The sequence below is a fragment of the Nitrospira sp. SG-bin1 genome, assembly GCA_002083365.1.
Lineage (GTDB): Bacteria > Nitrospirota > Nitrospiria > Nitrospirales > Nitrospiraceae > Nitrospira_D.
In genome coordinates this window covers 78,774-93,391 of sequence record LVWS01000026.1, presented here as the reverse complement: position 1 = coordinate 93,391, position 14,618 = coordinate 78,774, and the positions used below count along the sequence as shown (strand labels likewise).

Sequence of the window (14,618 nt, the reverse complement as noted above, 5' to 3'; positions counted from 1 at the left end):
CATTCCGCGCGGAGAATAAATCAGACCTTCCTTAGATGACTGATCTGAGGGGCGGACCCATAGCAATGGAGGCATCATGCCACAGCTCATCTCTGATCAACTGCGCGATCAACTTGTCAAAGAAGCACTAGAGTCGTTCAAAGACATATCGGACTGGACTCATGCCAAAGCAGCTGGCTTTAAGCCAGTTTACGACGTCGATGGAAATGCCGCCTACTACGAAGTGATCATCAATGACCCTCAGGGGACGAACAGAGGATATGTCTTAATCAGTGCAACAGAGAACGACTTGCCCATCGTAGAATTAAGTGAAACTGCAAAGCCTCCATTTCATCGGCTTGCTGCAAAAGTGGGGGATCAGAATTTTAAGATGGTGTACTTTGGACCAGGTTACATGGCAGCTGAAGATGCGAACGGCAACCTACTTGGGGGGATAGGTGAACGCCCTACTGCGATTCCTCCTGAAGCCAGGTTGCATAGCCGAGGTGAGGCTAGCAACTATAGGTCCGTGCCCCCGAGGGATCCGCTTCCATCGATCCCTCGACGGGGAATCCATCGGAAGTCGAACCGCTGGTCCTATCCAGAGTTAAAACAAACCTTTATCCGTCCGCGGCCGACTGCTCAGAAATTAGAATCATATTGGATTGCTGCTAAATCACCCAACAGTCCTTGTATCTTTGATACTGCATCTGCGAATTGCCCTAATGGCCATTCGTACTTCTTACAGATTCCCAAGAACACCCCTCCCAACTCCAACAACCACTGGTCCGGTTGCGGAGCTACTGCTTGGATGAATTTATTAGGCTGGCACCATCTCAACTTCACTTCTAGTCTGCTTGATGCTGATAGAAAGCAGAACGGCCCGTATATTGAAAATTTGACGATGAAGCTCCATGACTACCTTGGAGGTTTCACATGGCCGGAAGACATGGGGCGAGGCTTCGAATTCCTACGAAACCGACTTTTCCATACTTCCGATTACTGGTATCGCTATGACTGGTGGATTACTGATGAGTACTGGGTTTTCAAAGTTGGCCGGGATGCAATAAGAAAAAAATGGCCATTTATCGTCGGCTATTTCTCTGATCGACACTACGCAATTGGGTATCAAACGCGGGAATGCACCGGACACGTAGTCACTATTCAGGTGGATAGCGCAAATATCATTACTATGCGAGTCGTTCACCGTTACATTCGTATCTATCCAGGTTGGAACCGCGATGATTCCGACGATAAATGGATCCCCATGGAAACGATCTTCGGTATCTGGGCTGCCTATGACTTTGAAAAACTTCCGAACGGATCTGTCGGAGTAGAGATCAAGCGATATTATTGGGTCATCAGGGTGGACGATCGCCGAGTTCTATCGGGAGGCAGGCTCGACCTATCTCTTCACGCTAAAGAGTAGTGATGGCACTGTTCACGTCACTCGCATGAATGCCGATGGGACGGTGGGTCCTCGAATCGACACCAGCGATTGGTCAAGCGGTTGGACTCATGCTAAGCCATTCACGATAGGCGCCACCTTCTTGTGCCTCCTGAAGGAAAGTACCGGCGAGGCACATATTCACAAAATCCACCGTTGATGGCAGCACTAGTGAGTCACGATGCTCAGACCGAAAATGTACCAGTAGTATTGAATAGTTCGATTACCAGGAACCCTCATGCAACGTTGTAGTATCTGTTCAATATTAATATTTTCCCTCCTAATTCTTCTGACCCCTGGTTGCAGGACGGGTCTTGGACCTGTCTACAGCCCTGAGGAACTTCGCACGGTCTTGAAACAGGCTGGCGGCTGGGTACCGTTGGTAATTCCCGATTCGAAATACCGGACGGGTTCAATCATCACTGTAAATCCTACCGACGGTCAGCCTAGATGGATCGATCACCTCGACTCCTGCATAACGCAGAGCGATTTCAGCACATTTCTTGAGATTGGCGATATTCCGAAAGCAGAATTCAATAAGGCGACGTCCTTCGATGCAATCGCTCTTCTCAACTACTACGGAATCTCTGCTGGACCGGCGTTCAATCGTATAAAAACAGTTACTCTTTCGTTAAATGATCAGTCGGCTATTGCGATGCGAGTCATAAAATTTCGGTCATGGTATCAAAATCTAAAGGATGCAAACTATCTTACGAAGATAGATCCGTGTTTAGACGCGCTGGATTTTCCAAATATGTTCTTGGTCACCGAAGCATTTGTTGTTAACAACGCCTCGTACAAATTGTTTACGGAGACAGGTGCCCAAATCGAACTAAAACTCCCGGAACTATCACAACTTATCAAATTTGCACCGACTGCAAAGTTTTCCATATCGAGTGATGGCAACTTGACGATAAACGAACCAACTGTATTTGCGGTACGAAAGGCGCTCAGAGCAGGGGCCGCCTTTCACACTCTTGCAATCCCAAGTGGCGCTGAAGCGGAATCGGCCGATGGCTTATTGGAAAAATGGTACATGAAGTCATATACGAAGTAGAAAACTCTTGAAGTAGTCTTCTAAAGAGAATGAGCTGAGATAACCTCGAGAGCTGCAATGTCAGGCTGGCCTTAATGATGACTCGACGCTAGTACAGGAGGAAAGTGATGATTGGCGTAATCACGAGACTGCTGGCCATCTGCGCAGTGACACTTCCGTGCGTCAGTGTAGGGGCAGACTACACAAGTCTGTATGATTCCACAACTCTTCAAGCGGCTGCTGAGACATATAATAAGAACCTAACCGGAACATGGAATGAGGACTTGGTTTCCAGATTACCGCCCTCTGACCGCGAGAAGGCAGGGCAGATTCGCCTACGGTTTCCACCCGTTGGAACAGATCGAAGCCCCCTCAGTTTCTCCGCTGACGCAAGCTTGCGCCGAGTGTATGTGCCCACCTTGTCAGTGAAATTTTTGGATGATTTGGCTATTGCTTTCGCGTGGCTAGACCACCATGGATGCGATAGCTCCGCTGCTTTTGATTATGTTGGTATGATTCGATATCAGAAATTTGGAGGGCCCATACCTCCTCCGTTGGTCGCTCTTCCAGTACCAAAAGAGGCCCTCGCTGATCAGTACGTAAATGATGTGTCAGGGAAAATTCTGAAGTCGGCTATTTATTTCATAATGGCCCACGAGCTCGCCCACATCCTCTATATGCACTCCGGAGATGTCCCTTTTGCTGTTTCGCAGGCTCAGGAAATTGAGGCGGACGCCTATGCGCTTGAAGTTATGCGGCGTCTCTCTGTTTCAAGTAGAGAGCCCGTTCCCCCCATGGGCATGGTGGTCTTTTTCTCAGCCGTGAGTCGGTTCGAGCTTGCCCCTGGCGACTTTGAGTCCACGGCCTCGTTTGAAAGCTTTGCCCGTCACGGCGTGACTCACCCTTTGAGCGCTGACCGCCTGGTTACGATGGCGCGAGCCATAAGAAAGAACGCAAACGACTTTAGTGGCGGACAAAATGCATGGCTCGAGAGGATCAGAAGGATTGCCGACGACATTGAGGCAATCGGGAAGACCCTCGATGACAGACAAATTCGTGATTTTCAACGGTTGCGAAGCTTACGAACAGGCATGGGAGCATTACGGACAGCTTGCAAATGATTGCCAATATTATTTTGCGCCACCAAATAAAAGGAGGGTATGAAAATGAACATGCCTATCCATCGCGTCCTTCAGGCAGGAGTCTGTGTCGTAGTTATTCTGTTCGGCTCCACTCCCGTGCTTCCCCAAAGTCCCTGCACTCCTGATGAGCAAAAGCGCGCACAAAGTATAGGTAATAGGGCTGCTAAATTGAATCTATTTGATTTTGATGGACGAGAGAAACTTAACCAGCAACTTATGCAAGAACTCTCGCCGTCGTGTCTTTTCTTTCTGTCCCAACTGGCGCAGATGAACCAACCAGTTCCCCCTATCCCTCCACGCCAAAAAAAACCACGCTCATCTGGCGGAGAAGTCACGGACCATGGGGGCGGTCGTTATTCTGCTGGAGGCGTTATTTGTGATCCGAGTGGTGGATGTGTAGGAGAATAAAAGCTTGCATATGCGGCTATATACCGATTTCGAAATGGTTAGGCCTCCGTCCTGTCGAACGAGTTGCGGAAGTTGGTGAGCGTATTGAGATACTTTTCGTGATTGAGACGGACATAGTCATCATTGGCTAGATCGAGCATCAGGCCAATTTCGATGTGATCAATCTCAAGTTCCACCGCGAAGCCATCCAATTGTTGGAGAGCGGGGCCGAGCGACTTCCTAAATCGCGTGCGAACAGGAGTTAGCGCGCGTGCCGGAAGAGTGCGACATTTTTAAAAAAGCCGTGCCAGGTTCAAGCGATAAAGGCAATCAGTGTCGTGCAGGGCTCTATATGCAGTTCTTAGCAAAACTAGATGTGGTGCGGAGCATGAGTCGCAAAGAGAAATGCCACGATAGCAATCTCTAGTAACGAATTGGATCAAGGTTGGAGGTAGAAAATGATAATAATCAGGGCTCACCATATCACTGTTTTCTTTCTCTGGTTGCTTATTTCTTTTTGGTGTGACTCCGCACTGGCGAAATCTACTCTGCTCTCCGACCTTTACTACACGTCGTACATGTCTCCCGAAACAACTGACGAGTTCATCCGTGAGAACAAGCGTCTTTTTGATAAACCGTTTATGAAATGCTTGTACGGATGGCGACAAAAAGTAATGGTTAAGGCAGGACAGGAGGGAAAGTTTTGCACGCTTCTCCCGGATGAGCAATACTCAGACTGTGTCAAGAATAACTACACGCTAGGTGTCTACTTCTGGACTCTTGCCATTGAGGAGGCAATAAAGGGAACGGCCTGGGAGGAGACAGAAGTGGGCGCTGTGGCGGTTCGAAGTAAAGGGGCATGTGATTTTTACGACGTGATTTTGAAGGGACTTGGAAGAACATGCGAGGAGATGAGCGAGGAGATGATTAAGAATATTTCTAAGATGCTGATCTGTTCGTGAATAGCGAGCGCATCATCTAAGAAAGGCGACGTGGCTTAGAATTTCACCTGTGTTGAGATGGGCCCCCCAGGAGGAGGCCATCACATGGAAGCGGCACACCGAAGCGTAGATCATGGCCGTGCTCAAGGAGGCCCAAGCAGGCATCGGAGTCCAGGAGCTCTGCCGCTTACACGGCATCTCGAAGGCCACGTGTTAGAATTGGCGGACACAATACGCTGGGCTTGACGTGAGCACGGTGAAGAAGCTGCGCCAGCTGGAAGATGAAAACCGGCGGTTGAAACAGATGGTGGCGGAGTACGCGTTGGACATCCCAGCGCTGCAAGCGATCAACGCAAAAAAACTGGTAGGGCCCCAGGCGAAGCGAGCGGCGGGGCAATGGAGCGCCGAGCGCTTTGGGCTCAGTTAGCGGCAGGTATGCCGGTTCCTGGTCCTCGATCGCCCGATGCTCCGGTATCGCGGTCGCCGCCACGAGGATGCGGCGGTAGGGTCGGGCCTGGGTCGTAGCGAGGGATCGATGAGGCTCGCCTGTTCGTGCACCGAGGGGAGCCGCCAGCCCTTCCGCCCGCCGGTGGTGCGGCCAGTGCATTGGATCCGCGCAGTTAACCAGTTATGCACCGACGTCGCGGGGGACTTTTCCCATACCAGCTGAGTTTCCTTGTCCAAGACCGCCGCACCACCGAACCCTGTCAGCACCTTAAAGCGCTGATTGGCATTTGGGATTTTGTCGTCCCAGCTCTCAAGGGGAGCGGCTGCTGCCAGACAGATGGACAAAATCCGCAGATACCTGTGACCATGATGTTGCACGTCAATTTGCTTATAAATTTGCATACCTTAGTCATAGATCCTCCTTCATTAAATTGAATCAACAGTATTAGTTGGTAAACATTAAATATCGTACGTTGTAGAGGATGGTAAAAACATACCTAGGGCTGCTAGCCTACAATTCTTACTTAGCCACATCCCTCTGATGAGGTCGACCATGGAAGGCATGCTCATTGGCACAGCAATAATCTTTGGTGCGCTTATGGCACGGTATCGGTGGGAGGCTCGCGTGCGGCGATCCAACATAGAAGAGTTGAACCAGGCGACTGCAGCCCGTGATAAGGAGCGTGAGGGTTCTCGTTGCCGCATGTATGTTACACAGGATGGATCAGTTCAAGCCATCCCATGCATGGGCCGTCGGGCAGGATGATGAGTATACGGAACACGCAAATGCAGGTGCCACCAGTGGCACCTACTCCTGTAACTCATTGATTTTTCATGACACGAAATGTCACTATTTGCACTGCGTTTTGCTCTTATCTATTTGACCTTTCTCACTTTCTTCTTGTCCTGAAAAGGCTGGTGTCGACAGTTCGATTCTGTCCCTCGGCACCACTTCATTCTCTTCTCATCGGTGTGGCTTATCGCCTTGATAATCCCAACACCTTCCAGCACCACATACTCGAACAGAATCCGTTCTCCAAGACAGGTCCAGAGCGATTTTGTCTTACTGTCACTATGCCTCAGTTGAGATACCAGGGCAGGATGACACAACGGAATTACGACAGAAGATGCGGTGTGGGAGTCGCTGATGCAGACTATCAGGGAGAAGTGCGGGTGATCGAGGCGATGCTCTCTACTTTTTCAACGTCCGGATATAGGCCAATACCGCTCGGCTCTCCTCTTCGGACAAACGGCCCTTCCATGACGGCATGTTCGGCTTTCCTTCATGGATGGTCTGAAGCAGCGCTGCGTCGGACTTCTTCTTCGTAGCCGGTCTGGTGAAGTTAGCTGGGTCCGGTCCCAGAAGCAAATAGCCGTCTCCTTTCCCCTTGTCGCCATGACAGCCGGCACAGTGGCGGATGAACACCGTTTCTCCTTTGGCGACATGGGGGCTCTTCGAATCCGCCCCTTTTGCCGCGGCGGTGGATGACAATGCGCCCTCACTAAGGGAGACCAGACCCATGAATACGATGCCGACGAGTTTGTGCATCTTCACACTGTCCTTTGTCGGGCCTGCCTTCCCTCTTCAGGTCGACGGCATCCTACCTGAGTGGCGAGGCAATCTCGGTTCCCCGTTACCATGAGATATCTCAACGTCTCCCTCTTGTACCTCAAAAGGTTCCCCTCCTGATGATCCGCCGGCTTGCATCGGATCTTTTGAACGGCCTTCCAGCCATCGATAGAGAACCGGGAGCATGATCAAGGTGAGGAACGTGGAGCTGACGAGGCCACCGATGACGACGATCGCCAACGGGCGCTGCACCTCCGATCCGATCCCATTGGCGAACGCGAGTGGAACCAATCCCAATAACGCGACCAACGCCGTCATCAACACCGGCCGAAGCCGAAGGAGAGCCCCCATGGTCACCGCTTCGTCTAAACTATGACCATCTTCCCGTAACTTGTTCATGTAAGAGACGAGCACGATTCCGTTCAACACCGCCACGCCGAACAAATTAATGAACCCGACGGAGGCCGGCACGCTGAGATATTCTCCCGTCAACCACAGCGCGACCACCCCGCCGATCAGCGCGAACGGCAGATTCAGGATGATCAGCGTGGCCTGTTGAAGCGAATTAAAGGTGGAATACAATAAAAAGAAGATCAACCCGATGGTGATCGGGACGATGATGCGGAGCTTGGCCATCGCCCGTTCCATGTTTTCGAATGATCCGCCCCAGGTCACCCGGTACCCGGGCGGCAGCATGACTCGCTCGTTGATTTTCTGCTGCGCTTCCGCGACCAAACCGCCAATATCTCGCCCCAGCGTATTGAAACCGATCGACACGTACCGCTGCAGCAGCTCCCTGCTGATCCGCCCCGGGCCTTCTTCCAACTGCACGGTTCCCAAATCGGCCAGAGGGATCATGGCGCCGGCCTGATCACTGAGCAGAATGTTGCTGATGGTTTCGATGCTGTTGCGATATTGTTCCGGGAAGCGCACCACGAGATCGAACCGCTGCTGGCCTTCATAGACGCGAGTCGCCTCATGTCCCCCGATGGCGGTCCTGATGATTTCCCGCACATCGGCCACGTTGATCCCATGCCGCGCGATCTTGCCCCGATCGATATCGATGGTGAGGTACGGTTGTCCGAACAATTGTTCCACTTTGATGTCCTTGACGCCTCGGACGGTTTCGAGCACCTCGGCGATTTCCTGCGCTTTATTCCGGAGTATCTCCAGGTCATCGCCGAATAACTTGACCGTGGCCTCCGTGCGGACGCCGGAGATCAATTCATCGACCCGCTGTTGGATCGGCTGGCTGATCAAAAACGTGGCGCCGGAGATCTGCGTCAACCGCTCGCGAAATTTTTGCACCAACTCAGGTCTGTTTCGTGCCGTCGTCCACTGGTCCAACGGACGCAATCTGACCACCGGGTCGCTTTCGTTCGGCTCCTGAGGATCGTTCCCCAACTCCGTCCGACCGATCTTGGAGACGACCATTTCTACTTCCGGAAATTCCATGATCGCCTGCTGCATGCGTTTTTCGATCTCGATGGAAGCCGGAAGAGACACGCTCGGCAGGCGGATGGTCTGAGGAGCCAACGATCCCTCATTCAGGATCGGGATAAATTCCGTTCCCAGCGAGGGAACCAGTGCCAACGCGCCGATGAGGGCGATGATGGCCATAGCGATCACCGTCGTTCGGTGTCCCAGGGCCCACCGAAGGGCGGGCGCATAGATACTCTTAGCCCGCCGAACGATCCAAGGATCCACCTCACTGCCCTGCTTCAGCATGAGGGAACAGAGCACCGGCGACAGCGTAAGCGACAACACCAGCGAGACGAGCAGCGCGATCATGATGGTATACGCAAGAGGCTTGAACATCTTGCCTTCCATCCCGTGCAACGACAGGAGCGGGAGGAACACGATGATAATGATGAGAATCCCGAAGACGACCGGCTGCCCCACTTCCTTGACGGCCTGAGTCACCAGTTGCAACCTCGGAATGGCGGCGGCGGAATGGTGCGAAAGATGACGATAGACGTTCTCGACGACGACCACGGAACCGTCGACAATCATGCCGATCGCGATGGCGAGTCCTCCGAGCGACATGAGGTTTGCCGTCAACCCGATCTGCCCCATGACGATGAACGTGGCGAGAGGCGCCAGCGCCAAGGTGCCGACGACGATCAGGGCGCTGCGAATATTTCCCAAAAAGAGGAACAGCACGACGACGACCAGGATCACTCCTTCCGTGAGCGATTTATACACCGTGTTCAAGGCGGCGGTGATCAATTCGATGCGGTCGTAAAACGGCACGATCCGCATTCCGTCCGGCAGGAGACTTTTCGTGTGAATATCGTCGATACGAGCCTTGATCCCCTGAACGACATCCCGCGCATTGCCGCCCCGCAACATGAGCACGATCCCGCTCACCACTTCACGATCGCCGTTCAACACCGTGGCGCCGTGCCGCACGGCATGCCCGATGAGCACTTGGGCGACGTCCGAGACAAATACCGGTGTCCCGCCGGTTTCCTTGACCACAATGCGCTCAATATCCTGGAGCGAGCGGATCAGCCCGATTCCCCGCACGATGTACTTTTCATCGTGTTTTTCCAGGATATTGCCGCCGGCGTTGGCATTATTCCTCGCCACGGCGTCAAAGACTTCGTGAAGCGTCAGATTGTATTTCCGCAGCATGCCCGGCTCGACCAACACTTGGTACTGCTTGACGTAGCCCCCCATCGAATTGACGTCGATCACCTCCGGCGTGCTTTTCAAGAGGGGCCGGATCACCCAGTCTTGGATCGTGCGTTGTTTGATCAGGCTCTGATGTTCCGCATCGACATCGGCGGCCGATACCTTGGGACTCTCCAGGTAATATTGAAACACCTCGCCCAGTCCCGTGCTGTTCGGCACCAACATCGGCTCGGCTCCCGGAGGAAGTTGTTCCTCCACTTCGAGCAATCGCTCAAGCACGAGTTGGCGGGCCAGGTTAATATCCATCGAATCATCAAACACGATCGTGATCAGCGAGAGGCCGACCTTCGTGAGGGATCGCATTTCCGTGAGGGACGGCACACCCGTGAGCTGGAGCTCGATCGGATAGGTCACCAACCGCTCGACTTCCGCGGGGGAGAGGCCTGGAGCCTTCGTTACGACCTGCACCAACACACTGGTGACATCTGGAAACGCGTCGATGGGAATGGTCCGAAAAGCGTAGACGCCTCCAGCTCCGATCATGAACGCCGAGAGGATGATCAGCAGCCGTTGCCGTAGGGAAATGTCGAGGAGGCGAGAGACCATCAGACAGGCTTCTTCAACAACTCGGACTTCAAGACAAAGGCGCCGTGAGTGACCACGTGTTCTCCTTCATCGAGCCCGCCAAGTATGGCAATAACGGTCCCGTTGGATTCTCCAACATGGACTTCCCGCAACTCGTACTCGTTCACATTGCGTTGCACGAAGACGAAGGTGCGTCCTTGATCACGTTGCAGCGCGCCCTCCGGCACCGCCAGCCGATCGGGCTGTGCCTCGGAGAAGAGTCGAATCGTGGCGAACATTTCCGGTTTGAGCCGCCCGTCGTGATTGGGCAACTCAATCCTAAGTTGCATGGTGCGTGTGACGGGGTCCAGTACATCGCCGATATAGGTGATCGTGCCTTTGAACACTTCTTTCGGATACGCATTGATGCGCACCTCCACCTGAGTCCCGCCCGATGCATGGATGGAATGGACGAAAGGAATGTCTTTTTCAGGAATGTTCGCTTGAACCCACACCTCCGACAGATCCGCGATGACGAAGAGATTTTCGGTCGTCTCGACCACTTCTCCGCGCGTCAACTTGCGCCCGATGATGCGACCGGCGAAGGGCGCGACGATCGGCACCACGGATCGAATCTGCCGGCTGCGGTCCAGACGACTGAACTCCTCCTCATTCATGCCCAGCAGTTTGAGCCGATCACGTGACTCATTGGCCTCCGCCTGGCTGCTGAGGAGCTCCGCCTGTCGACGTTGCGCTTCCGCCTCACCGATCACCTGCTCGCGCAAGAGGAATTGAGCCCGGCTATACGCCTGCTCGGCGACATGCAGCTTGGCCTTCGCCTTGAGATAGGCTGACTGGGCCAATCCCAGCTCGCTGCTGTAGAGAATGGCCAGGGGAGCGTTGGCTTTCACTTCTTGTCCGAGGTCCGCGTAGACCTCGACGACTCGCCCTCGAACCAAGGTGGTGATTTCAGCCATGTTCCGTTGGTTGGGTTGAACGATCGCCGGAAAATCCCGGTGCGTTCGAAAGTCGCTGCGTGCCACGGGCTGAACCACGAGCCCTACTCGTGACGATTCTTCCTTGGTCAGCGTAATGATGCCGGGAGCGGAGATTGCCGCAGGCGACTTACTGGCCACCACTTCATTCGGAGTCGCGTCGCAACCGACTTCCGTAACCATGAAACCTAGTAAAAAACCGGCCAACGCCTGACGATTCCATGGTGGTGCGATAGTGAATAACCGTGTCACAAAGTCCCTCCCACGGCTTGTTCCAGCCGCGTCAGCGAGACAGAGAGATAGTGTCGCGCCTGAGCATAATCCAATAAGATCTGCCGCTGCACACGTTGCGCATCGAGCACTTCCAGCAAGCTGGAGGCCCCCTGTTGAAAACTGAACTGAGCGAGCCGCAGCGCTTCCTGAGCCTGTTTCAACAACCCCTTATCGAACACATCGATCAATTCGGCCGTGGTGCGGACATCCTGATAATGTTGGTAGACGGCTCGTCCCAGTTCGTTTCGCGTCCTGAGCAGTTCCGCTTCATCCCGACGTTTGGTGCCCAAGGATGACGCAATTTCACCTTGACGCCGATACCAGAGAGGCATCGGAACCGACAACCCTCCCTGAAACGCCTCCCGCCCGATCTCACGCCAATAACTCGCGTTGGCGGTCACGGTCGGCACACGGGCTTGCCGTTCGAATTCGATCTTCCAGTCGGATTGCTCGACCGACTTCAGCAAGCGTTGAATGGTGGGATGCTGGTCCATCATGCGAGCCATGAGTCCTTCGATCTGCAAGTTACGAGGCAGTATCCTGAATTCCCCGTAGACCAGATAGGAGGGCCCCAGCGCGCCTCCGGTCAAGGTATCAACGGCCACGCGGTTGATCCGAACCAAATTATCCGCCCGCGCCAGTTGCTGCCGGGCCTTGAGCACTTCCACCTCCGCCTTGATGGATTCGAATTGGGGGGCTTCGCCCGACTTGACCCGTGCCTTGACGATTCGAGCCACTCCTTCGACCGTGTCGAGATTCTGACGCGCCAAGTCCGCATCCTGTTGCGCCAAGAGTAAATCGTAAAAGGCAACCTTGACCTGCGACGCCAAATTCAATCTGGTTTCCAGCATGCCCACATTAGCCGTCGCCAATCCGAGATCCGCCACTCGCTGTCGGGCTGCCCGCATGGCCGGCCATTCGAGCGGCTGTCCCAAGACAAAGTTGTATTCAGTCAGTGACTGGCGGTCGAGAAAAGGACCGATGCCCGCTCGACCGGTGTCTTGAAGGTTACCGTGGCCGCCAGAGCCTGCAACGGTCGGATTCGGATAGGCACCAGCCGCCGTCTGCTGACCCTTTTGTTGCTCGATGTTCCCTTCGGCGAGCGACACCACGGGATTTCTTGTCAACGCCAGGTCGACAATCATGTCGAGGCTGTACAGCTGTCCGTCGGATTGGGATAGGGCTTGGGATTGCGCAGATGCGGAGGTTTCACCAAGCGCTAGACCGACCAGGCACATCAGCACAACCCCTGCCGCCATTGTCCTCTCCTGTCCGGGCTTCATCATTGACCGTACGCCATAGTAGGCCGAATGTATTCTATTTTCAAATCTCCCTGTCGAATGGCGCAACCCTTACGATTCCTACCATCGTCGCAATCCGCCGAAGTAGAATGCCGAAATTGCCGCCGTCGCGGCGACATTCAACGACTCCACCCCCTCAGCCAATGGAATGGAATACTTGACGCGAGACGCCTGCACGATATCCGAGGCCACCCCCGCTCCCTCGTTTCCCACGGCGATCATGAGGCGACTCGGTATTGTCCGAATACTTCTGATCGTGACCCTATCCGCCGATTCCAGGACGGCCGAGTAGATGTCACATCCATATGAAGAGAATATTCGATAATCCCGTACCTGAAACACCGGAACGCTGAGGATGGTACCGGCTGTGGCCCGGACTACCTTTGGATTGAAATGATCGGCGGAATCGGCACTGAGCCAGACCCCTGATAGGTTTAAGGCGGCGGCGGTCCGGATGATTGCGCCGACATTAGCCGGATCTTGCAGCCGATCCCCATAGAGCCCCAACACGTTCGCTCGCCCGAATACCTGCGCCTCGTCCCACTGAGGCTGTCGAACGACGGCCAAGACTCCCTGCGGCATCTCCACATCGGTCAACCGTTCGAAGCCAACGTCTGTGGAAACAAACTGACGCGCAGACAGCCCCGCGCGTGCTCTTTGACCAGCCTCCGTTTCGACGCTGAGATAACGAGGCGTGACAATCAAGCTGAGAATAGATTGTGGGTACCTGGAGATGAGATCAAGGCAAGGCTTGACACCTTCAACGACAAAGGCTCCTTCGCTCACTCTTGTCTTCTTATCGCGAAGCAGCCCCCGGATCCGCGAGGCCTCTGCACGAGTGAGAACCGGCAGAGGCGTCACCGCACCCACTATATCCCCGTCATCGCATGGAAAACAATGTGACCGAGACAGCGGTGATCGTCAATCACCGGCGCCTTCGTTCGGAAGCTGCTTCTGCGGCACGGATACGCTGGGCCCTCGCCTTGGCTCGCTTGAGCGCCGTCAATTTTCCGCGAGTCCGAGTTTGTTCAAACTGCAGCTGCTCAAGCTGCGACTTTAAGTGGGCCTTTTCCCGCTTGTGCAGGCTTGCACATTCCGCCTTGGAAAGCTGTATCCAGTCCCCGCAACTCCTGGCGCGCTTGATCCGATCCTCTAACGATTCTCGAAGCTGCTTCGCCCTCATTGTCATGAGGGATTTCAACGCCTCCTGACGACGCTGAACCTCTTCTTCTTCCGCCATGATGCCGCGAATATCGGTCCCTAACATGACTCCCCACCTCCTTCAAACGCGATGAAACTTGAGTCAGCATTATACCGATTTCATGCCTGATCTTTAAAGAGCTTATAACACATTGTTATTGATGATAAAGTTGTCATTTTGCCGCATCTTCGATTGAAGCGCTTCCCTTCATTGTGTATCATGGCCGCATGTCGATAGGGCTCTTTATCCAGGGCTGGAGACTCTCGAAACATCACTCCATAGAATCGTTATCAGACGCGGCTGGAATTCCCACAGCGCTTCTGGAACAAATCGAGACGGATCAGGCAGATCCAACGGCCCGGATAATTGAATCTCTTGCTTCCGCGCTTCGTATCCCTCCTTCTTGGCTTTTCGACAGCCCCCGCTCCTTGGAATATCTATGCGCTGACTCCACGGAAGATGAGGAGCCCGACACCTCGCAGATCGATCCGGTTACCGATCGTATCTTGGCCGGATCTCAGGCTGATCGATCCCTCTATGTCCTCTTGACGACATTGATGGAAGCAGGCGATCCAAAACTCTTACGGGCCGCCGAGATGAGCCTCCGCAGTTTAGTCAAACAATCCCGGCAGGCGACCGTGCCCTGGCAACAACGCCCTTCGGGACACTTCGAACCACCGAGCGACTGAACCCAATCC

At 53.9% G+C, this 14,618-nt stretch carries 12 protein-coding genes and 2 pseudogenes; 7 read left to right on the top strand and 7 right to left on the bottom strand.

Features of this window, described 5'->3' with window-relative positions; genetic code table 11:
- The first annotated feature begins 76 nt into the window (after window positions 1-76).
- From A4E19_02320 to A4E19_02300, 5 genes and pseudogenes are all read left to right on the top strand, one after another.
- Window positions 77-1,408 (top strand): hypothetical protein, encoded by a 1,332-nt coding sequence (locus A4E19_02320; protein ID OQW34315.1) that lies wholly within the window; start codon window positions 77-79, stop codon window positions 1,406-1,408.
- A gap of 256 nt (window positions 1,409-1,664) precedes the next feature.
- Window positions 1,665-2,483, top strand: a complete 819-nt coding sequence (locus tag A4E19_02315) for a hypothetical protein (GenBank protein OQW34314.1) — start codon at window positions 1,665-1,667, stop codon at window positions 2,481-2,483.
- 107 nt (window positions 2,484-2,590) lie between these two features.
- The gene (locus A4E19_02310) at window positions 2,591-3,583 is read left to right on the top strand and encodes a hypothetical protein (GenBank protein ID OQW34313.1); all 993 of its coding nucleotides are present in this window, start codon (window positions 2,591-2,593) and stop codon (window positions 3,581-3,583) included.
- Between the two features lie 866 nt (window positions 3,584-4,449).
- A complete protein-coding gene (locus A4E19_02305) occupies window positions 4,450-4,953 on the top strand; it encodes a hypothetical protein (protein ID OQW34312.1) in 504 nt (167 codons plus the stop codon).
- A 112-nt stretch (window positions 4,954-5,065) separates the two neighbouring features.
- Window positions 5,066-5,296 (top strand): annotated as a pseudogene (locus A4E19_02300) (transposase).
- A 59-nt stretch (window positions 5,297-5,355) separates the two neighbouring features.
- Here the strand turns inward: A4E19_02300 and A4E19_02295 are convergent.
- Window positions 5,356-5,781: a hypothetical protein gene (locus A4E19_02295; GenBank protein ID OQW34311.1), complete on the bottom strand. Its 426-nt coding sequence runs from the start codon at window positions 5,779-5,781 to the stop codon at window positions 5,356-5,358.
- Between the two features lie 151 nt (window positions 5,782-5,932).
- On the opposite strand from A4E19_02295, the gene A4E19_02290 reads away from it, so the two are divergent.
- Window positions 5,933-6,145: a hypothetical protein gene (locus A4E19_02290; GenBank protein ID OQW34310.1), complete on the top strand. Its 213-nt coding sequence runs from the start codon at window positions 5,933-5,935 to the stop codon at window positions 6,143-6,145.
- Window positions 6,146-6,571: 426 nt separating this feature from the next.
- On the opposite strand, the gene A4E19_02285 is transcribed toward A4E19_02290, so the two are convergent.
- The 6 genes and pseudogenes from A4E19_02285 to A4E19_02260 all read right to left on the bottom strand — a co-directional run bounded on the left by A4E19_02285 (window position 6,572) and on the right by A4E19_02260 (window position 13,986).
- Entirely contained in the window at window positions 6,572-6,928 is a 357-nt protein-coding gene (locus tag A4E19_02285; protein ID OQW34309.1) for a hypothetical protein, read from the bottom strand.
- 165 nt (window positions 6,929-7,093) lie between these two features.
- A pseudogene (locus A4E19_02280) lies at window positions 7,094-10,192 on the bottom strand (cytochrome-c peroxidase).
- The gene (locus tag A4E19_02275) at window positions 10,192-11,328 is read right to left on the bottom strand and encodes a hypothetical protein (GenBank protein ID OQW34308.1); all 1,137 of its coding nucleotides are present in this window, start codon (window positions 11,326-11,328) and stop codon (window positions 10,192-10,194) included. Before A4E19_02275 ends, A4E19_02280 begins: the two are co-directional and overlap by 1 nt.
- A gap of 65 nt (window positions 11,329-11,393) precedes the next feature.
- Window positions 11,394-12,677, bottom strand: coding sequence for a hypothetical protein (locus tag A4E19_02270; GenBank protein OQW34307.1), 1,284 nt, complete (start codon window positions 12,675-12,677; stop codon window positions 11,394-11,396).
- A gap of 102 nt (window positions 12,678-12,779) precedes the next feature.
- The gene (locus tag A4E19_02265) at window positions 12,780-13,589 is read right to left on the bottom strand and encodes a hypothetical protein (protein OQW34306.1); all 810 of its coding nucleotides are present in this window, start codon (window positions 13,587-13,589) and stop codon (window positions 12,780-12,782) included.
- A gap of 55 nt (window positions 13,590-13,644) precedes the next feature.
- Window positions 13,645-13,986 carry a hypothetical protein gene (locus A4E19_02260; protein ID OQW34305.1) on the bottom strand — a complete coding sequence of 114 codons (342 nt, stop codon included), beginning with the start codon at window positions 13,984-13,986 and terminating at the stop codon, window positions 13,645-13,647.
- Window positions 13,987-14,147: 161 nt separating this feature from the next.
- Here A4E19_02260 and A4E19_02255 point away from each other — a divergent pair, with 161 nt between their 5' ends.
- Window positions 14,148-14,609 carry a hypothetical protein gene (locus tag A4E19_02255; protein OQW34304.1) on the top strand — a complete coding sequence of 154 codons (462 nt, stop codon included), beginning with the start codon at window positions 14,148-14,150 and terminating at the stop codon, window positions 14,607-14,609.
- The last annotated feature ends 9 nt before the right edge of the window (window positions 14,610-14,618 follow it).